17 protein-coding genes are annotated in these 17995 nt (G+C 66.1%); 11 read left to right on the top strand and 6 right to left on the bottom strand.

Annotation, left to right across the window (positions count from 1 at the left end; genetic code table 11):
• The first annotated feature begins 66 nt into the window (after positions 1-66).
• Positions 67-1866, top strand: coding sequence for a DNA mismatch repair endonuclease MutL (mutL, locus tag RPC_RS06980; RefSeq protein WP_011471856.1), 1800 nt, complete (start codon positions 67-69; stop codon positions 1864-1866).
• A 384-nt stretch (positions 1867-2250) separates the two neighbouring features.
• Here the strand turns inward: mutL and RPC_RS06975 are convergent, their stop codons facing one another.
• A complete protein-coding gene (locus RPC_RS06975) occupies positions 2251-3363 on the bottom strand; it encodes a branched-chain amino acid aminotransferase (RefSeq protein WP_011471855.1) in 1113 nt (370 codons plus the stop codon).
• A gap of 289 nt (positions 3364-3652) precedes the next feature.
• Between RPC_RS06975 and RPC_RS06970 the strand changes: the two genes are divergently transcribed.
• From RPC_RS06970 to RPC_RS06960, 3 genes are read left to right on the top strand one after another with little or no spacing between them, the layout of a single operon-like run.
• Positions 3653-4210 (top strand): MarR family winged helix-turn-helix transcriptional regulator, encoded by a 558-nt coding sequence (locus RPC_RS06970; RefSeq protein ID WP_011471854.1) that lies wholly within the window; start codon positions 3653-3655, stop codon positions 4208-4210.
• Positions 4207-4932, top strand: a complete 726-nt coding sequence (locus RPC_RS06965; protein WP_011471853.1) for a response regulator — start codon at positions 4207-4209, stop codon at positions 4930-4932. The genes RPC_RS06970 and RPC_RS06965 overlap by 4 nt, the downstream gene beginning before the upstream one ends.
• A gap of 3 nt (positions 4933-4935) precedes the next feature.
• Positions 4936-6324, top strand: a complete 1389-nt coding sequence (locus RPC_RS06960) for an ATP-binding protein (protein ID WP_011471852.1) — start codon at positions 4936-4938, stop codon at positions 6322-6324.
• A gap of 243 nt (positions 6325-6567) precedes the next feature.
• Here RPC_RS06960 and RPC_RS06955 read toward each other — a convergent pair whose 3' ends face one another.
• Together RPC_RS06955 and RPC_RS06950 are read right to left on the bottom strand one after the other, a co-directional pair.
• The gene (locus tag RPC_RS06955) at positions 6568-7086 is read right to left on the bottom strand and encodes a GNAT family N-acetyltransferase (RefSeq protein WP_041802540.1); all 519 of its coding nucleotides are present in this window, start codon (positions 7084-7086) and stop codon (positions 6568-6570) included.
• Between the two features lie 98 nt (positions 7087-7184).
• Entirely contained in the window at positions 7185-7679 is a 495-nt protein-coding gene (locus tag RPC_RS06950; protein WP_208855635.1) for an NUDIX domain-containing protein, read from the bottom strand.
• Positions 7680-7780: 101 nt separating this feature from the next.
• Between RPC_RS06950 and RPC_RS06945 the strand changes: the two genes are divergently transcribed.
• Positions 7781-8677 (top strand): metallophosphoesterase family protein, encoded by an 897-nt coding sequence (locus RPC_RS06945; RefSeq protein ID WP_011471849.1) that lies wholly within the window; start codon positions 7781-7783, stop codon positions 8675-8677.
• A 227-nt stretch (positions 8678-8904) separates the two neighbouring features.
• Here the strand turns inward: RPC_RS06945 and RPC_RS06940 are convergent, their stop codons facing one another.
• From RPC_RS06940 to RPC_RS06930, 3 genes are all read right to left on the bottom strand, one after another.
• Positions 8905-9489, bottom strand: coding sequence for a hypothetical protein (locus RPC_RS06940; RefSeq protein ID WP_011471848.1), 585 nt, complete (start codon positions 9487-9489; stop codon positions 8905-8907).
• 403 nt (positions 9490-9892) lie between these two features.
• Positions 9893-10102, bottom strand: coding sequence for a DUF4170 domain-containing protein (locus tag RPC_RS06935; RefSeq protein WP_011471847.1), 210 nt, complete (start codon positions 10100-10102; stop codon positions 9893-9895).
• An 18-nt stretch (positions 10103-10120) separates the two neighbouring features.
• Positions 10121-11758, bottom strand: a complete 1638-nt coding sequence (locus tag RPC_RS06930) for an isocitrate lyase (RefSeq protein WP_011471846.1) — start codon at positions 11756-11758, stop codon at positions 10121-10123.
• A gap of 202 nt (positions 11759-11960) precedes the next feature.
• Here RPC_RS06930 and RPC_RS06925 point away from each other — a divergent pair, with 202 nt between their 5' ends.
• From RPC_RS06925 to RPC_RS06905, 6 genes are all read left to right on the top strand, one after another.
• Positions 11961-13403, top strand: a complete 1443-nt coding sequence (locus tag RPC_RS06925; RefSeq protein WP_011471845.1) for a helix-turn-helix domain-containing protein — start codon at positions 11961-11963, stop codon at positions 13401-13403.
• Between the two features lie 269 nt (positions 13404-13672).
• Positions 13673-14062: a type II toxin-antitoxin system RelB/DinJ family antitoxin gene (locus tag RPC_RS06920; protein WP_080507320.1), complete on the top strand. Its 390-nt coding sequence runs from the start codon at positions 13673-13675 to the stop codon at positions 14060-14062.
• A 9-nt stretch (positions 14063-14071) separates the two neighbouring features.
• Positions 14072-14344, top strand: coding sequence for a type II toxin-antitoxin system YafQ family toxin (locus tag RPC_RS25410; RefSeq protein WP_011471843.1), 273 nt, complete (start codon positions 14072-14074; stop codon positions 14342-14344).
• 24 nt (positions 14345-14368) lie between these two features.
• The gene (locus RPC_RS06915; RefSeq protein ID WP_011471842.1) at positions 14369-15607 is read left to right on the top strand and encodes a lytic murein transglycosylase; all 1239 of its coding nucleotides are present in this window, start codon (positions 14369-14371) and stop codon (positions 15605-15607) included.
• Positions 15608-15723: 116 nt separating this feature from the next.
• Positions 15724-16905 (top strand): substrate-binding domain-containing protein, encoded by a 1182-nt coding sequence (locus RPC_RS06910; RefSeq protein ID WP_011471841.1) that lies wholly within the window; start codon positions 15724-15726, stop codon positions 16903-16905.
• A gap of 184 nt (positions 16906-17089) precedes the next feature.
• Complete coding sequence (locus RPC_RS06905) at positions 17090-17854, top strand: ABC transporter ATP-binding protein (RefSeq protein WP_011471840.1); 765 nt, start codon at positions 17090-17092, stop codon at positions 17852-17854.
• The last annotated feature ends 141 nt before the right edge of the window (positions 17855-17995 follow it).

Genomic DNA, 17995 nt, shown 5'->3' with positions numbered 1-17995 from the left:
CGCCCCTCCCTTCGTCCGGCAAAACCGCCTAGATTGCCGGACCGATCCACTGCCTTGAGTCTGCCGATGCCCGTTCGCCAATTGCCCGAGACCGTGGTCAACCGCATCGCCGCCGGCGAGGTGGTGGAGCGGCCGGCCAGCGTGGTCAAGGAACTGGTGGAGAACGCGATCGACGCCGGCGCGAGCCGCATCGATATTTTCACCGACGGCGGCGGAAGGCGTCGGATCGGCATCACCGATGACGGTGCCGGCATGACCCACGCCGACCTGACATTGGCGGTCGATCGCCACGCCACCTCGAAGCTCGACGACGAGGATCTGCTGGCGATCCGCACGCTGGGATTTCGCGGCGAGGCGCTACCCTCGATCGGCTCGGTGGCGAAGCTGTCGATCACCACGCGGCACGCCGCCGAACCGCACGCCTGGGCGCTCGCCGTCGAGGGCGGCGCCAAGTCGCCGATCGTGCCGGCGGCGCTGAGCCACGGCACCCGCGTCGAGGTCTCCGACCTGTTCTATGCGACGCCGGCGCGGCTGAAATTTCTCAAGACCGACCGCACCGAGGCCGAAGCGATCCGCGAGGTGGTGCGACGGCTGGCGATGGCGCGGCCGGACATCGCCTTCAGCATGGCCGGCGAGGAGCGCGCGCCGGTGACCTGGGCGGCGGCGTTGCCCGGCGCGGCGGGACGGTTGACCCGGCTCGGCGACATTTTGGGCGGCGATTTTCGCAGCAACGCCATCGAGGTGCGTTCGGAACGCGACGGCGTGGTGGTCGAGGGCTTCGCCGCCGCTCCGTCGCTGACCCGCGCCAACGCGCTCGGGCAATATCTGTTCGTCAACGGCCGCCCGGTGCGCGACAAACTGATCATCGGCGCGGTGCGAGCGGCTTACTCCGACTATCTGCCGCGCGACCGCCATCCGGTGGTGGCGCTGTTCGTCTCCCTCGACAGCCGCGAGGTCGACGCCAATGTGCATCCGGCCAAGACCGAGGTGCGGTTTCGCGATGCCGGGTTGGTTCGCGCGCTGATCGTGCACGCGCTGAAAGAGGGATTGGCGCGCGAGGGCAAACGTACCGCCGCCAACGACGCCGGCGCCACGATCTCCTCGTTCCGTCCATCGTTCGCGCCGCGCGCCAATTGGGACTGGCGCAGTTCGCCGTCCTATCCGGTGGCCGGGAGTGCGGCGTTCGACGCTGCGGCCGGTTTCGCCGAGCGCGAGCAGTCGGGTTTCGACGTCGGCGCGCCGTCGGCCGATGTGCGCAGCTATCAGCCGTCCGCCGATTTCACCGATCGGCCGCTCGGCGCCGCGCGGACGCAGATTCACCAGACCTATATCGTGGCGCAGACCCGCGATGGCCTCGTCGTGGTCGATCAGCACGCCGCCCATGAGCGGCTGGTCTATGAGAAGCTGAAGGCCTCGCTCGCCACCAACGGCGTGCAGCGGCAGATCCTGCTGATCCCGGAAATCGTCGAGCTCGACGAGGCCACGGTGGAGCGCCTGGTCGCGCGCGGCGAGGAACTGGCGACGTTTGGCCTGGTGGTGGAATCCTTCGGCCCGGGTGCGGTGGCGGTGCGCGAGACGCCGTCGCTGCTCGGCAAGACCGATGCCGGCGCGCTGCTGCGCGATCTCGCCGAGCACATGGCGGAATGGGACGAGGCGCTGCCGCTGGAACGGCGCTTGCTGCACGTCGCAGCCACCATGGCCTGCCACGGCTCGGTGCGCGCCGGCCGGGTGCTGAAGCCGGAGGAAATGAACGCGCTGCTCCGCGAAATGGAAGACACCCCGAATTCCGGCCAGTGCAACCACGGCCGCCCGACCTATGTCGAACTGAAATTGTCGGACATCGAGAAGCTGTTCGGGCGCAGGTAGTCCGGCTTCGGAGCGGTGCTACACAGTCGCCGCGCTCCGCATCTGCTGCGTCATCCTGAGGCGCCGTCGCAGTCCTGCGCAGCAGGACGGCGACGGCCTCGAAGGATGGGCCGCGGGTGCCCGGAGCCGCATCCTTCGAGGCCCTCGCTGCGCTCGGGCACCTCAGGATGACGACTCATTGCTCGCCGCAAATGCAGCCCATTGCGCCGCATCCGGGGCGCGCACGCCACCAAAGGAGGTCGTCATTCCGGGGCGCGAGCCCGTTCGGGCGAGCGAACCCGGAATCTTGCGACGCGGTGAGGCATCACAAACCAGCGGCGAGATTCCGGGTTCGCTCGCAGCTTTCGCTGCTCGCGCCCCGGAATGACGCAATTATAACCCGCATCACCCGACGTTGCGGACCCAGCCGTGGGTATCCGGCGCGCGGCCGTATTGGATATCGACCAGCTGCTTGCGCAAGCCCATCGCCACTTTGCCGGCTTCGCCGCCATTGATGACGAAATCGCCGCTCGCCGAACACACTTTGCCGATCGGCGAGATCACCGCCGCGGTGCCGCAGGCGAACGCTTCTTTCAGCTTGCCGCTGGCTGCATCGGCACGCCACTGCGCCAGCGTGTAGGGCTCCTCACGCACCGTCGTGCCGGATTCCTTGGCGAGTGCGATGATCGAATCGCGGGTGATGCCGGGCAAGATGGTGCCGAGCGGCGGCGTTGCCAGCGAGCCATCGTCGAACACGAAGAACACGTTCATGCCGCCAAGCTCTTCGATGTAGCGGCGCTCCAACGCGTCGAGGAACACCACCTGGTCGCAGCCGTGATCGATCGCCTCGGCCTGCGCGCGCAACGAGGCGGCGTAGTTGCCGCCGCATTTCACCGCACCGGTGCCGCCGACCGCGGCGCGGGTGTAGTTTTCCGACACCCAGATCGAGACCGGGGCCGGGCCGCGCTTGAAATACGAGCCGACCGGCGAGGCGATCACCGCGAAGATGTATTCCGCCGACGGCTTGACGCCGAGGAAGATCTCGCTGGCGATCATGAAGGGGCGCAAATAAAGGCTGCCTTCGCCGCCGGGGATCCAGTCGCGGTCGATCCGCACCAGTTGCTCGACCGCTTCGATGAACACCGCCTCCGGCAGCGGCGCCATCGCCATGCGGTCGGCGGAATTCTTGAAGCGCCGCGCATTGGCGTCGGGGCGGAACAGGTTGATGCCGCCGTCGTCGCGCTTGTAGGCCTTCAGCCCTTCGAAAATCTCCTGCGCGTAGTGCAGCACCGCGGTCGCCGGATCGAGCGGGAAGTTGGCGCGGGACTCGACGCGCGCGCCGTGCCAACCCTTGGCCTGATCGTAGTGCACCAGCGCCATATGATCGGTGAACACCCGGCCGAAGCCCGGGTTCTCCAGTTTCGCCGCGCGATCCTTCGGCGCAACGGGATGTGCCGCAGGCTGGATGTCGAATGTCAGCCAGATCGAGCCGTCGACCTTGTCGAACGAAACTCCCATGGACTTATCTCCTGATCGGCGCGCGCCGCGTGCCGCGCGGTGGCCGTTGGTTACATTCAAGGCCGCGCCGTTGCCAGCCGGTCTTCAGTTCAATTCCCGATCGGGTCGGGAGGCGGGCTTTTGCGCAATGCAGGAAGTCCGGTATGTTCGCCTGGTCGCCCGAGACCATCGCACGCGAACCGCCGGATGGAATTCTTTATCGGGCGGGTCAGGCCTGGGTCGCAAGCGGAATGATGTTATATTTCGTCTGGACCGGCTGTTTTGTAACATAAAGACCAGATATGTCAACATGGCTGACATAAATTTCGCGAACCCGTCGTCACGCTCTGGCCACCCGGAGGCAGGGCCATCGCCGCTGTCCGATGGCGCCTCCCCGCGATGGGACGTCATCGAGCTGCTGTTCTTCGCCTATCGCGACTTTGTCGGCGATGCCGATCACGCGCTGGAGGGCTTGGGATTCGGCCGCGCCCACCACCGCGTCGTGCACTTCGTCCACCGCTATCCCGGGCTGAAAGTCGCCGACCTGCTGGAGGTGCTGCGCATCACCAAGCAGTCGCTCGGCCGGGTGCTCAAACAACTGCTCGACGAGGGCTACATCGTGCAGAAAGCTGGCGACAGCGACCGCCGGCAGCGGCTGTTGTTTTCCACCGCCAAGGGCGAGGCGCTGGTGGTGAAACTGGCGCGGCTGCAAACCGATCGCATCAACCATGCGCTGGCCGATCTCGGCCCCGGCGAGACGGATGCGGTGCTGCGCTTTCTTCGTGCCATGATCGACCGCGATGATCCGGACAAAGTGCTCGAGGGACTGCTCGGCACCAATGGCGCAACCGCAAAGGACCGACGGTGACGCAATTTGCAACCTTGGCGAAGCGGCCGCCGTGCCCCGCCGACGACGCGCCGCATCTGTTGTTGGTCGACGACGATCGCCGGATCCGCGATCTGTTGTCGCGATTTCTGGCCAGCGAAGGCTATCGGGTCACCACCGCGAAGAGTGCGGCGGATGCCCGCAGCAAGCTCAACGGGCTGTATTTCGATCTCTTGATCCTCGACGTGATGATGCCGGGCGAGACCGGCTTCGATCTCGCCCGCTTCATCCGCACCACCTCGTCGGTGCCGATCGTGATGCTGACGGCGCGGCACGAGGCCGAGAGCCGGATCGAGGGCCTGCAACTCGGCGCCGACGACTACGTCGCCAAGCCGTTCGAGCCGCGCGAATTGCTGCTGCGGATCGGCAACATCTTGAAGCGGGCGATGCCGGTGGCGGCCGTCAAGCAGGAGTCGATCAGCTTCGGGCCTTACGTCTATCACCTGGAGCGCGGCGAATTGCGCCAGGGCGAGGAGATCATCCACCTCACCGACCGCGAGCGCGACATGCTGCGCGTCTTGGCGGCATCGCCCGGCGAAACCGTGCCGCGCGGCGAACTCACCGGCGGCGGCGGCACCGTCAACGAGCGTGCGGTCGACGTGCAGATCAATCGGTTGCGCCGCAAGATCGAACAGGACCCCGCCAATCCGTTGTTCCTGCAGGCGGTGCGCGGCATCGGCTATCGCCTTGTCGCGGCGCCTTAGCCGATGACCACGCTCGACAGCGGCTTTACACTGATCCGCACCGCGACGCGGCGGGTGGCGGCGTTCCACGACTACGTCTGGCGCCGGTTCAACGACTTCATGCCGAAGGGGCTATACGCCCGCGCGCTGTTGATCATGATCGTGCCGATGGTGGTGCTGCAATCGGTGGTCGCCTTCGTGTTCATGGAGCGGCACTGGAACACGGTGACGCAGCGGCTGTCGGCGGCGGTGGTGCAGGACATCGCCGCGCTGATCGACGTCTACAAAGGCTATCCGCAGGACAAGGACCGCGCGCAATTGCGCCGCATCGCTCAGCAGCGCATGGGACTAGTGGTGGATTTCCTAGGCCCCGGCGACATGCCGCCGCCCGGGCCAAAACCGTTCTTCTCGCTGCTCGATCAGTCGATCTCAAAGCAGATCAGCCGGCAGATCGCGCGGCCGTTCTGGATCGACACCGTCGGGCGCTCCAATCTGGTTGAAATCCGCATCCAGCTCGACGATGCGGTGATGCGGGTGTTCGCGCAGCGCAGCGCCGCCTATGCGTCGAATTCGGAGATCTTCCTGTTCTGGATGGTCGGCACCTCGTCGATCCTGCTGATCGTGGCGGTGCTGTTCCTGCGCAACCAGATCCGCCCTATCCTGCGGCTGGCGGATGCCGCGGAGAGTTTCGGCAAGGGCCGCGAGGTGCCGAATTTCCGGCCGCGCGGTGCCCGCGAGGTGCGCCGCGCCGCGCACGCCTTCATCGAAATGAAGAGCCGCGTCGAGCGCTCGATCGAGCAGCGCACCGCGATGCTGGCCGGGGTGTCGCACGATCTGCGCACCATCCTGACGCGCTTCAAGTTGGAATTGGCGCTGATCGGCGACGGTCCGGACGCCGACGGCATGCGCAAGGACGTCGACGAGATGGCCGGGATGCTGGAGGCCTATCTGGCGTTCGCGCGCGGCGACAGTGGCGAGCAGGCGCAGCCGGTCGACATGGCGGCGGCGCTGGAGGAATTGCGCGGCGACGCCGAGCGCAACGGCCATTCCGCCACCGTGGTGTTTCACGGCCAGCCGGTGGTGACGGTGAAGCCGGCGGCGTTCAAGCGTTGCCTTGGCAATCTGGTGTCGAACGCCGCGCGTCACGCCGACGGCATCGCCATCACCGGGCATCGCGACCACCGCTATCTCAGCGTGACGGTCGACGACGACGGCCCCGGCATTCCGCAGGACATGCGCGAGGAAGTGTTCAAGCCGTTCCTGCGGCTCGACGACGCCCGCAACCAGGACGAGGGCGGCACCGGCTTGGGGCTTGCGATCGCCCGCGACATCGCCCGCTCGCACGGCGGCGACATCACGCTGGGCGACAGCCCAATGGGCGGGCTGCGTGCGATCGTCCGCATCCCGGTGTAGTCCGAGGGCTATTGTTCTTGGTGCACAACAGACGAAACATCGGCAGCGCGCTCCCTCTCCCGCTTGCGGGAGAGGGGTCGGGGGTGGGGGTCTCCGAGCACGGCGTCAGCGTGCGTGTCGAATCTTTATTTGATCGGCAGACAGACTAACTGTGCGCAGTCGTGATCAAGCGCACGCGGTGAGCTTGCAGGGCCCCCCACCCCCTCCCCGCGAGGGGGGAGCGCGCTGCCGTTGCATCAACGCTCACACCTGGCGCGCGAAACGCCAGTCCGGACGGATCGCGCCTTCGACGCCGGCGAAGGCACCGTCCGCCAGTTCGGCGACCAGCAGTCGCTTCGGATCGACCGGCCCCGGCATGGTGACGCGGCCCCGGGCGATCGGCTTGAAGCCGACGCGGGCGTAATAATCGGCGTCGCCGACCAGCAACACCAGGCGATGGCCCTTGGCCTTGGCGTCGCCGAGCGCGCGATCGAGCAGCGCGCGGCCGACGCCGCGGTCGCGGAACGGCGGCTCCACGGTCAAAGGTCCGAGCAGCAGCGCCGGGGTCTCGCCGACCAGGATCGGCAATTGCCGCACCGAGCCGACCAGCAGGGTGCCGATTCGCGCGGTGAACGACAATTCGCCCAGATGGTCGACGTGTTCACGCAGCCGATAGGCGCTGAGTGCGAATCGCCCGGGGCCGAAGGTGCGTTCGTGCAGCCGCTCGATCGCCTGGGCGTCGTTGACGGTTTCGCAGTGGATGGTCAGTGCAAGGTCGCTCATGCGGGCGCGCAATAGCATCTGAAACCGGCAGGGTCCATTGCGCCGATCGCAGCACGGTCCCGCGATCAGACGGCCTCGAGATAGGTCGGAGAACCGACCTAAGGCTCGGCTGCGGGACGCCAGGTCAAGGGCGGCCGGGCGCCGTCCAGCACTTCGGCGATCCGCAACCGCGTTCCCAGCGTGGTCCCGGCCGGCAGCGCATCGACGGCGAAGAAGCCGCTCTCGGCGATCTCGCGATTGGGCGCGGGCACACGATCCTGGCGAAACTGCCGGATCACATAGACCGCGACGTGATCGCGCGGCGAGACGTGGCTGTTGAGAAACACGCCGTGCAAATCCGGCTCGCCGACGATCTCGATGCGGCCCTCCTCCATCACCTCGCGGCAAAGCGCCTCGCGAAAGGTCTCGCCGACCTCGACACCGCCGCCCGGCAAATGCCAGCCGCTGACGTAAGTGTGCCGGATCAGGAAAACCCGGCCGGCGTCGTCGAGCACCAGGCCGCGCACCCCGAGCGTCATGCCGCGCGCCAGCCGCCAATACAGGTGAAACACCCGGCGCAGCGCCGGCTCCAGCGCGCGTCGCAGCTTCTGCATGTTCGACACCACCGAATCCTCACGCGGGCCCGAGCCGTGACGCTTGCGCCCCGCCGGCCAGCTTGCCAATACATCCGCGGCCTTCACAAGGACAGCTCGCGATGACCGTTTTCACCCTGGCGCATCTGTCGGACCCGCATCTGCCGCCGATGCCGGTGGCGACGTTGCGCGAACTCGCCGGCAAGCGGATCCTGGGCTATCTGAACTGGACCAAGAACCGCCATGCCATCCATCGCCGCGACGTGCTCGACGCGCTGATGGCCGACCTGCGCGCGCATCGGCCGGATCACATCGCGGTCACCGGCGATCTGGTCAATCTGGCGCTGGAGCAGGAATTCGCCCCGGCGCGGCGCTGGATCGAGCAGGTCGGCCCGCCGGATCGGGTCAGCGTCATTCCGGGCAATCACGACCGTTACGTCCGCGGCACCGCGGAGCGCTTCGCCGAGACCTTTCCGGATTACATGAGCGGCGACGACCGCAGCAATGCGGTGGTGTTTCCGTTCCTGCGCCGGCGCGGTCCGCTGGTGATCATCGGGGTATCGACCGCGGTGCCGACCGCGCCGCTGAGGGCCACCGGCTGGCTCGGCGAGGCGCAGCGCGCGGCGCTCGAGGCACAGCTTGCGAGCCTCGACGGCGATCCGGCGTTCCGGGTGCTGCTGATCCATCACCCGCTGCGCTCCAAGGCCCGCCACAAGCGGCTGACCGATTCGGCGGAGCTGCAAGCGCTGCTCGGCCGCCACGGCGTCGACCTGGTGCTGCACGGCCACGACCACGTGCATTCGACGATCTGGGTCGACGGGCCGCGGGCGCCGATTCCGGTGGTCGGCGTGCCGTCGGCCTCGGCCGGCCCCGACGGGCATCGGCCGCCGGCGGCGTACAATCTGTTTTCGATCGCGCGCGACGGCGAGCGCTGGCGCTGCGACCACACCACCCGCGGCTTCGGCGACGCGCCGGGGATCACGCAGCTGAGTGCGGTGCGATTGGCGCCGGAGGGCTGAGACGCGACCTCCTCTGAGTCGTCATCCTGAGAGCCTGCCCCGGACTTGATCCGGGGTGCCCGAGCAAAGCGAGGGCCTCGAAGGATGCGGCCGCGAAGCGTGCGGCTGCCCAGTGCCTGCGGCCCATCCTTCGAGACGCCCTGCTTCGCGCTGCGCGCTACGCCGGGCTCCTCAGGATGACGGCGGAAGAGGTGGAGCCTCCGACCCCGCAAGGGGAAACCAGGCGTTCAAAAATTCCGCAGGCTGGCGAACAGCGCGACGCCGAACAGCGCCAGCGCGCCGACCAGCACGCCGAGCACGAAGCTCCAGGCTGCGCTGCGGCGCGGCGCGGGCGTGGCGGCGGCCGGGGTCGCGGGCTCGGAAGCCGCCACCGCCTGCTCGAACGGCGCCACCGCCAAGGCGCGGTCGCGCTCGATCAGCCGGCGCGCCACGTAGTCGGTCACCGCGTCGACGATGCGCGCCGCCTCGTGGGATTCCGCCAGCACGATGCGGCCGAACCGGGTGTCCTGGACGAAGCGGTAGATCCGCTTGTCGCGGCCCATCACCACATGGGCGACCACGTCGATCCACAGCCGCGGATTGTCGCCCTGGCTGATGCCGCGGTCGAACAGATCGACCTCGGCCGGGACCTGGGCGAACAGCTCGTCCAGCGCTTCGTTGAGAATTTCCAGCCGGGCGATTTCGGCGTCGCGCAAATCGACCACCACGCCGGTGCGATCGGCGGCCTCGATCCGCGCCTGACGCAGCGCGTCGCGCAGCCGGGTCGGCCTGGCGGCGCTCGACTGGCTTCCGGTGGTGTACGCGTCCGACATAAGCGGCTGCCTTTCAGACAGAGGACTCCGGCCGCGTTAACCTAGCAGTAACCCTGGGCAGCGCAAAGGCCGTTTATTCTCAGATGCTTGCGGTTATCGAGCGACGGCTTTCGGCAATCCACCGCCGTCATCCTGAGGCGCTCGCTGGTCGCGCGCTTGCGCCGACCGGCGAGCCTCGAAGGATGGGCCGCGGGCTCGTGGGAGCCGCGACGCTTCGCAGCCGCATCCTTCGAGGCCCTCGCTGCGCTCGGGCGCCCCGGATCAAGTCCGGGGCAGGCTCTCAGGATGACGATTCAGCGGCTGATGCCTCAGCTGATGCCGTCAGGCGCCGGTGGCGGCAAACGCCGTCGGCCCCACCCGATCGCTCGGATGGGGCCGCAGCCCTTGGACGTCTTCTTAGCTGTTAGGCGGCGGGCACGCGGCTCGGCTCTTCCACGATGGAAAACCGCACCCCGGCCTTATGCCGATTCTCTTCCGAGACTTCGCGCCAGGCGTCTTCGGCTTCCTTGCGGGTTTTGAACGGCCCCTTCACCTGGGCCGAGCCTTCCACCAGCTTGTGGAAGTTCATCGAACCGAATTCGCCGCCGATCACCCAAAAGTTGCTGCCTGACATGATGGTCTCCTATTACCGTTATCCGAACTGGTTCATCGTGTTGTGCGCGCCGCCGGCCTTCAGAGCGGCCTCGCCGGCGAAGTATTCCTTGTGGTCGTCGCCGATGTTCGAGCCGGCCATGTCCTGATGCTTGACGCAGGCGATGCCCTGACGGATTTCCTGGCGCTGCACATTCTTAACATAACCCAGCATGCCCTGCTCGCCGAAATACTCGCGGGCGAGATTGTCGGTCGACAGCGCCGCCGTGTGATAGGTCGGCAACGTGATCAGATGATGGAAGATCCCGGCGCGCTTGGCCGATTCCGCCTGGAAGGTGCGGATCAGCTCGTCGGCCTCGAGACCCAGCGGGGTGTTGTCGTACTCCGCCTTCATCAGCTCGGCACGGTTGTACGCACTGACGTCCTTCCCCGCCTTCTGCATCTCGTCGTAGACCTGCCAGCGGAAGTTCAGCGTCCAGTTGAACGATGGCGAGTTGTTGTAGGCGAGCTTGGCGTTCGGGATCACTTCGCGGATCCGATCGACCATCGAGGCGATCTGCGCGATGTTCGGCTTCTCGGTCTCGATCCACAACAGGTCGGCGCCGTTCTGCAGCGAGGTGATGCAATCGAGCACGCAGCGATCCGCACCGGTGCCTTCGCGGAACTGGTATAGGTTGCTCGGCAGCCGCTTCGGACGCAGCAGCTTGCCGCCGCGGCTGATGATGACGTCGCCATTGCCGACCGAGGTCGCGTCGACCTCGTCACAATCGAGGTAGCTGTTGTACTGGTCGCCGAGGTCGCCCGGCTGATGGCTGACCGCGATCTGCTGGGTGAGACCTGCGCCGAGCGAGTCGGTGCGGGTGACGATGACGCCGTCTTCAACGCCGAGCTCGAGGAAGGCGTGGCGGCAGGCGCGGATCTTCGCCAGGAAGACCTCGTGCGGCACCGTGACCTTGCCGTCCTGGTGACCGCACTGCTTTTCGTCCGACACCTGGTTCTCGATCTGCAGCGCGCAGGCGCCGGCTTCGATCATCTTCTTGGCCAGCAGATAGGTCGCCTCGGCATTGCCGAAGCCGGCGTCGATGTCGGCGATCACCGGCACGACGTGGGTCTGGAAATTGTCGATCTTCTCGATCAGCGCGGTTTCCTTGGCGGTGTCGCCGGCCTTGCGGGCGGCGTCGAGCTCACGGAAAATCGCGTTGAGTTCGCGGGAATCCGCCTGCCGCAGAAAGGTGTAGAGCTCTTCGATCAGCGCCGGCACCGAGGTCTTCTCGTGCATCGACTGATCGGGCAGCGGTCCAAATTCGGAGCGCAGCGCCGCGATCATCCAGCCGGACAGATACAGATAGGTGCGGTCGGTGGTGCCGAAATGCTTCTTCACCGAGATTAGCTTCTGCTGCGCGATGAAGCCGTGCCAGCAGCCCAGCGACTGGGTGTATTTGGTGCTGTCGGCGTCATAGGCCGCCATGTCGGCGCGCATCAGCGCGGCGGTGTAGCGCGCGACGTCGAGCCCGGTCTTGAAACGGTTCTGCAGGCGCATCCGCGCCACGGCCTCGGCCTTCACGCCATTCCAGGTGTCCTTGTCCTTCAGGAGCGCTGCGGCGGCTTCGATTTGGCTCTGATAGGAGGCGGGCTTCTGGATGGCCGAATCGCTGATCCCACGTGGCTGGAAGTTCATGTTTCTGATCCCTTCGAGTGACTAACGCGCCGCGCTTTAATTCTTGCTGTCGACGTTGCGCTGCGAAAACGTGGCGGTAGCTAAACGCGAAGGGGACGCGATCGTACAGGCCTCTTGCGAGCGAATGGTGATGTCATGTAACTTCAATACATGTAATGAATGTAATTCTGTAAATTTTGTCATGAAACGGGGGGCGGCGCGGATGGCGGGAGACTCTGGAAAAAAGCTGTTCGTCGGCCCCAGGTTCCGGCGGATCCGTCAGCAACTCGGCCTGTCGCAGACCCAGATGGCCGAGGGCCTCGGCATTTCTCCAAGTTATATCAACCTGATAGAGCGTAACCAGCGGCCCGTGACGGCGCAGATCCTGCTCCGGCTGGCGGAGACCTATGACCTCGACCTGAGGGATCTGGCTACCGCCGACGAGGACAGGTTCTTCGCCGAGCTGAACGAGATTTTCTCCGACCCGCTGTTCCGGCAGATCGACCTGCCGAAGCAGGAACTGCGGGATTTGGCCGAACTCTGCCCCGGGGTGACACATTCGTTACAACGGCTGTACGCCGCCTATACCGAAGCGCGGCGCGGCGAAACGCTGGCGGCGCAGATGGCCGACCGCGAGGAAGGCACAAGGTTCGAGGCCAACCCGATCGAGCGGGTCCGCGACCTGATCGAGGCCAACCGCAACTACTTCCCGGAAATCGAGCAGGCCGCGGAAAACCTGCGCGACGAACTCAACGTCCCGGCGCAGGACCTGTTCGTGTCGTTGAGCGAGCGGCTGCGCGAACAGCATTCCATCGTCACCCGGATCATGCCGGTCGAGGTGATGCGCGAGACGCTGCGCCGCTTCGACCGCCACCGCCGGCAATTGCTGATCTCCGAACTGATCGACGGCCCCGGCCGCGCCTTCCAGATCGCGTTCCAGATCGGCATCACCGAATTCGGCAAGACCTTCGACGCCATCGTCAATCGCGCCGGAGCAGTCGACGACACCGCGCGGCGGCTGTACCGCATCACCCTCGCCAACTACTTCGCAGCCTCCGTGATGATGCCCTACGGCGCGTTCCACGCCGCCGCCGAGACCTTGAACTACGACGTCCACGTGCTGGCGCAGCGCTTCAACGCCGGCTTCGAACAGGTCTGCCACCGGCTGACCACGCTGCAGCGGCCGAACGCCCGCGGCGTGCCGTTCTTCCTGCTGCGGGTCGACAACGCCGGCAACGTCTCCAAGCGGTTTTCCTCCGGCACCTTCCCGTTCTCGAAATTCGGCGGCACCTGCCCGCTATGGACCGTGCACTCCACCTTTGACACCCCGGACCGGCTGTTGAAGCAGGTGATCGAACTGCCCGACGGCAGCCGCTACTTCTCGATCGCCCAAATGGTGCGCCGCCCGGTGATGCCGCATCCGCAGCCGCAGCCGCGCTTCGCCATCGGGCTCGGCTGCGAAATCCGCCATGCCGCGAAGCTGGTCTATGCCGCGGGGATGGATCTCGACAAGGAGGAAGCCACCCCGATCGGGGTGAACTGCCGGCTGTGCGAGCGCGAGCATTGCAGCCAGCGCGCCGAGCCGCCGATCACCCGGAGCCTGATCCTGGATGAGAATACCCGGCGGGCGTCGAGCTTTGCGTTCAGCAATGCGCGGGAGTTGTGATGCAGTGGTCGCGCCCCACTCCGATACAGCCGAGCCACAGCGCGCCGTCATCCTGAGGAGCCGGCGTAGCGCGGAGCGCGAAGCCGGGCGTCTCGAAGGATGGCAACGGGCTCGCGGCAGCCGCCACGCGTCCGAGCCGCATCCTTCGAGGCCTCGCTTTCGCTCGGGCGCCTCAGGATGACGACTCAGCGAATGCGTCGCGCTTTGCGTTCAGCAATGCGCGGGAGTTGGGAGCTGGCAAGCGTAACGCAAATGTGTTACAAGCGTGCATGGCCAATAAACCACAACAGAAACCAACCAGCAAGCCGCCCGCCAAGCCAGCGAGCAAGACCGCGGTGAAACCGCCGGCCAAGCCGCGCGCGGCCAGCAAGGCCGTGGCGCGCAGGCCGGCCAAGACCGGCTATATCAACGCCCGGGTCGAACCCAAGCTGAAAAAGCAGGCCGAAGCGGTGCTGGACAAGATCGGGCTGTCGACCACCGACGCGGTGACGATCTTCCTAAAACAGCTGGTTGCCCAGAGGGGATTGCCGTTTTCGGTGAACGTCCCCAACCGGGAAACCATCAAAGCGATGCGGGACATCGAACAGGGAAGGACCGAGAGTTTTTCCGGCACGCCAGAGCAGCTCTTTGCTCACATTCTTGGCAACAAGAGTCGGTGACTCCTGGCGATGAAGACCCTGGACCACACTGGTTCATTCAATCGTGATCTGAAGCGAGTTACCAAGCGCGGCTACGACCTAACTAAGCTGGCGATTATCTTGAGGCTTCTGCAAACTGATACCCCACTTCCAGCATCCAATCGGCCCCATGCTCTCAAAGGCAGATGGAGCGGCTTTCTCGAATGTCACATCGCCCCGGACTGGCTGCTGATCTATCAGACCGAGCCGACCCGTGTCATTCTCGCCAGAACCGGAACGCATTCGGACCTCTTCGGTAAATGAACCTCTTGCATTGAGACATTCAATATGACGATTGCGCGTACTCTGACGTTGCTCACCGCTTTGTCCCTCGGCTCCCCCGCTTTCGCCGCGTCGGGTGCCGCCTGCCATGGCGGGCAAAGTTTCGAGCAATTCCTCGCCTCCCTGAAACAGCAGGCCGCCGCCGATGGCGTCTCGCCGCGGGCGATCGCCGCCGCCTCGCCCGGCCTGGTCTATGACCAGGGCATCGTCAATCGCGACCGCGGGCAAAGGGTGTTCGGCCAGGTGTTCACCGAATTCGCCGGCCGGATGGCGGCGAATTACCGGATGCAGCAGGGCCAGGCGATGATCAAGACCCATGCCCGCGCCTTCGCGCGCGCCGAGCAGGACTACGGCGTGCCGCCGGCGGTGATCGCGGCGTTCTGGGGACTGGAGAGCGACTTCGGCGCCAACATGGGCAAGCTGCCGACGCTGCGCTCGCTGGTGTCGCTGGCCTATGACTGCCGCCGCGCCAAGATGTTCGAGGCCGAGACCATCGCCGCTTTGAAGATCATCGACCGCGGCGATCTTGCGCCCTCCGAGATGATCGGCTCCTGGGCCGGCGAACTCGGCCAGACCCAGTTTCTGCCGACGCATTATTTCAACTACGCGGTGGATTACGACGGCGACGGCCGCCGCGACATGCTGCGCAGCCCGGCCGACGTGATCGGCTCCACCGCCAACTACATCGCCAACGGTTTGAAGTGGCGGCGCGGCGAGCCGTGGCTGCAGGAGGTGCGGGTCTCCGGCAATGTTCCTTGGGATCAGGCCGATCTGACCATCCGGCATCCGCGCGCGCAATGGGCGCAATGGGGCGTCGCTTATGCCGACGGAAGGCCGCTGCCGAACGACAATATGCCGGCGTCGCTGCTGCTGCCGATGGGCCGCAATGGCCCGGCGTTTCTCGCCTACGCCAATTTCGCCGCCTACACCGAATGGAACAACTCGCTGATCTATTCCACCACGGCGGGCTACCTCGCCACGCGCATTGCCGGTGCGGCGCCGATGCGGCGCCCCGCGGCGCCGGTCGCGCAATTGTCGTTCAACGAGCTGCGCGAGCTGCAGCAATTGCTGGTGCGCGCCGGCTTCAACGTCGGCAAGGTCGACGGCGTGATGGGGCAGCTTAGCCGCAGCGCGGTGAAGGCGATGCAGGTCAAATACGGCCTGCCGGCGGATTCCTGGCCGACCGCCGAGCTGTTGGCGCGGCTGCGCGGCGGCCCGCGGCCGAATTTCACCCAGCAGAATTAACGCGAGGCCGCCCCCGCCAACGCGGGTCGCCCGCGACTTTCGCTGGTCGGCCTCTTCCCAGCTCCCCAAAAAATGCTCTAGGCTCCGGCCCAACAAAGAACACCGGAGGGAAACACGTGCGCCCGATTTCGCTTGTCGCTGCCGCTGCGGTGGCGCTGACCGCCGCCGCGGCCCATGCCGACGATCTCAAGATCGCGCTGATCTACGGCAAGACCGGACCGCTGGAAGCCTACGCCAAGCAGACCGAGACCGGGCTGCGGCTCGGCTTCGAATACGCCACCAAAGGCAGCATGACGGTCGACGGCCGCAAAATCGTGATCATCACCAAGGACGACCAGAGTAAGCCGGATCTCTCCAAGGCGGCGCTCGCCGAAGCCTATCAGGACGACGGCGCCGACATCGCGATCGGCTCGACCTCCTCGGCGGCGGCGCTGGCCGACCTGCCGGTCGCGGAAGAGAACAAGAAGATTTTGATCGTCGAGCCGGCGGTCGCCGATCAGATCACCGGCGAAAAGTGGAACCGCTACATCTTCCGCACCGGCCGCAATTCCTCGCAGGACGCGATCGCCAACGCGGTGGCGATCGGCAAGCCCGGCGTCACCATCGCCACGCTCGGCCAGGACTACGCGTTCGGCCGCGACGGCGTCGCCGCCTTCAAGGCGGCACTCGCCAAGACCGGCGCGACGCTGGCGGCGGAAGAATACGTGCCCACCACCACCACCGATTTCACCGCCGCCGGGCAGCGGCTGTTCGACGCGCTGAAGGACAAGCCCGGCAAGAAGATCATCTGGGTGATCTGGGCCGGCGGCGGCGATCCCTTGACCAAGCTGCAGGACATGGACCCGAAGCGCTACGGCATCGAGCTGTCCACCGGCGGCAACATTCTTCCCGCGCTCGCCGCCTATAAGCGGCTGCCCGGCATGGAGGGCGCCACTTATTATTACTACGACATCCCGAAGAACCCGGTGAACGACTGGCTGGTCGCCGAGCACCAGAAGCGCTTCAAAGCGCCGCCGGATTTCTTCACCGCCGGCGGCTTCGCCGCGGCGATGGCGACGGTGGCGGCCGTCACCAAGGCGAAGTCCACCGACACCGAGAAGCTGATCGCCGCGATGGAGGGGCTCGAATTCGACACCCCAAAAGGAAGAATGATCTTCCGCAAGGAGGATCATCAGGCGCTGCAGAGCATGTATCACTTCAAGGTCAAGGTCGATCCGGAGCTGGCCTGGGCGGTCAACGAGCCGGTGCGCGAGATCAAGATCGAGGACATGGACATCCCGATCCGCAACAAGCGGTGAGAGATGCTTGGCTGCCACACTGAGTTGGTCATTCCGGGGCGCGAGCCGCGATAGCGGCTTGCGAACCCGGAATCCATAACCACCGCAGGGAGTATGGATTCCGGGCCTGCGCGCCAAGTGGCGCGCATCCCGGAATGACACCCGTTGTGATTACTCCCACATTGCTTCCGAGAGTCGCTCGCCCATGACCAACCTGGAAACCCAAGCCCTCACCATCCGCTTCGGCGGCCATGTCGCCGTCAACGCGGTGAGCTGCACGTTTCGGCCGGGCGAACTCACCGCCATCGTCGGCCCCAACGGCGCCGGCAAGACCACTTACTTCAATCTGATCTCCGGGCAGTTGCGCCCAAGCAGCGGCAGCATCCTGTTCGAGGGACGCGACATCACCAGGCTCAGCGCGCCGCTGCGCACCCGCGCCGGGCTCGGCCGCGCCTTCCAGCTCACCAACCTGTTTCCGACGCTCAGCGTCGAGGAGAACGTCCGGCTCGCGGTGCAGGCGCATAGCGGCACGCATTACGACATGCTGCGGCCATGGCGCACCCGGCGCGACCTGATCGAGCGCGCCGACGCCATCCTCGATAGCGTGGCGCTCGGCCCGCGCCGCAACGTGGCGGCCACCGTGCTGTCGCACGGCGATCAGCGCAAGCTCGAAGTGGCGCTGATGATGGCGCTGCAGCCGAAAGTGTTCATGTTCGACGAACCGACCGCCGGCATGAGCGTCGACGAGGTGCCGGTGGTGCTCGACCTGATCGCGCGGCTGAAGGCGGATCCGAGCAAGATCATCCTGTTGGTCGAACACAAGATGGACGTGGTGCGCTCGCTCGCCGACCGCATCATCGTCTTGCACAACGGGCAACTGGTCGCCGACGGCAAGCCGGCCGAAGTGATCGCCTCGCCGATCGTGCAGGAGGCCTATCTCGGCATCGCACCGCCGCGGAGCGCGGCATGAGCATGATGTTGATGGCGTCCTCGCGACGCCCACGGCCGAACTCCCTCCCCCTTGCGGGGAGGGCTGGGGTGGGGGTCGACAACGGAAACGTTTATTGCGGGGACCCCCACCCCCGACCCCTCCCCGCAAGGGGGAGGGGAG

This window comes from Rhodopseudomonas palustris BisB18, from assembly GCF_000013745.1.
Taxonomy (GTDB): domain Bacteria; phylum Pseudomonadota; class Alphaproteobacteria; order Rhizobiales; family Xanthobacteraceae; genus Rhodopseudomonas_A; species Rhodopseudomonas_A palustris_F.
The sequence above is the reverse complement of the archived record's forward strand: the minus strand, read 5'-3'. Positions and strand labels throughout refer to the sequence as shown.

Bases quoted from the DNA above. Each gene is read 5' to 3' on its own strand.
- RPC_RS06915 (WP_011471842.1), top strand. From the start codon at position 14,369: ATGACGATTGCGCGTACTCTGACGTTGCTCACCGCTTTGTCCCTCGGC.
- RPC_RS06925 (WP_011471845.1), top strand. From the start codon at position 11,961: ATGGCGGGAGACTCTGGAAAAAAGCTGTTCGTCGGCCCCAGGTTCCGG.
- RPC_RS06950 (WP_208855635.1), bottom strand. From the start codon at position 7,679: ATGCAGAAGCTGCGACGCGCGCTGGAGCCGGCGCTGCGCCGGGTGTTT.
- mutL (WP_011471856.1), top strand. From the start codon at position 67: ATGCCCGTTCGCCAATTGCCCGAGACCGTGGTCAACCGCATCGCCGCC.
- RPC_RS06920 (WP_080507320.1), top strand. From the start codon at position 13,673: ATGGCCAATAAACCACAACAGAAACCAACCAGCAAGCCGCCCGCCAAG.
- RPC_RS25410 (WP_011471843.1), top strand. From the start codon at position 14,072: ATGAAGACCCTGGACCACACTGGTTCATTCAATCGTGATCTGAAGCGA.
- RPC_RS06945 (WP_011471849.1), top strand. From the start codon at position 7,781: ATGACCGTTTTCACCCTGGCGCATCTGTCGGACCCGCATCTGCCGCCG.
- RPC_RS06955 (WP_041802540.1), bottom strand. From the start codon at position 7,086: ATGAGCGACCTTGCACTGACCATCCACTGCGAAACCGTCAACGACGCC.
- RPC_RS06940 (WP_011471848.1), bottom strand. From the start codon at position 9,489: ATGTCGGACGCGTACACCACCGGAAGCCAGTCGAGCGCCGCCAGGCCG.
- RPC_RS06975 (WP_011471855.1), bottom strand. From the start codon at position 3,363: ATGGGAGTTTCGTTCGACAAGGTCGACGGCTCGATCTGGCTGACATTC.
- RPC_RS06970 (WP_011471854.1), top strand. From the start codon at position 3,653: ATGGCTGACATAAATTTCGCGAACCCGTCGTCACGCTCTGGCCACCCG.
- RPC_RS06935 (WP_011471847.1), bottom strand. From the start codon at position 10,102: ATGTCAGGCAGCAACTTTTGGGTGATCGGCGGCGAATTCGGTTCGATG.
- RPC_RS06930 (WP_011471846.1), bottom strand. From the start codon at position 11,758: ATGAACTTCCAGCCACGTGGGATCAGCGATTCGGCCATCCAGAAGCCC.
- RPC_RS06960 (WP_011471852.1), top strand. From the start codon at position 4,936: ATGACCACGCTCGACAGCGGCTTTACACTGATCCGCACCGCGACGCGG.
- RPC_RS06905 (WP_011471840.1), top strand. From the start codon at position 17,090: ATGACCAACCTGGAAACCCAAGCCCTCACCATCCGCTTCGGCGGCCAT.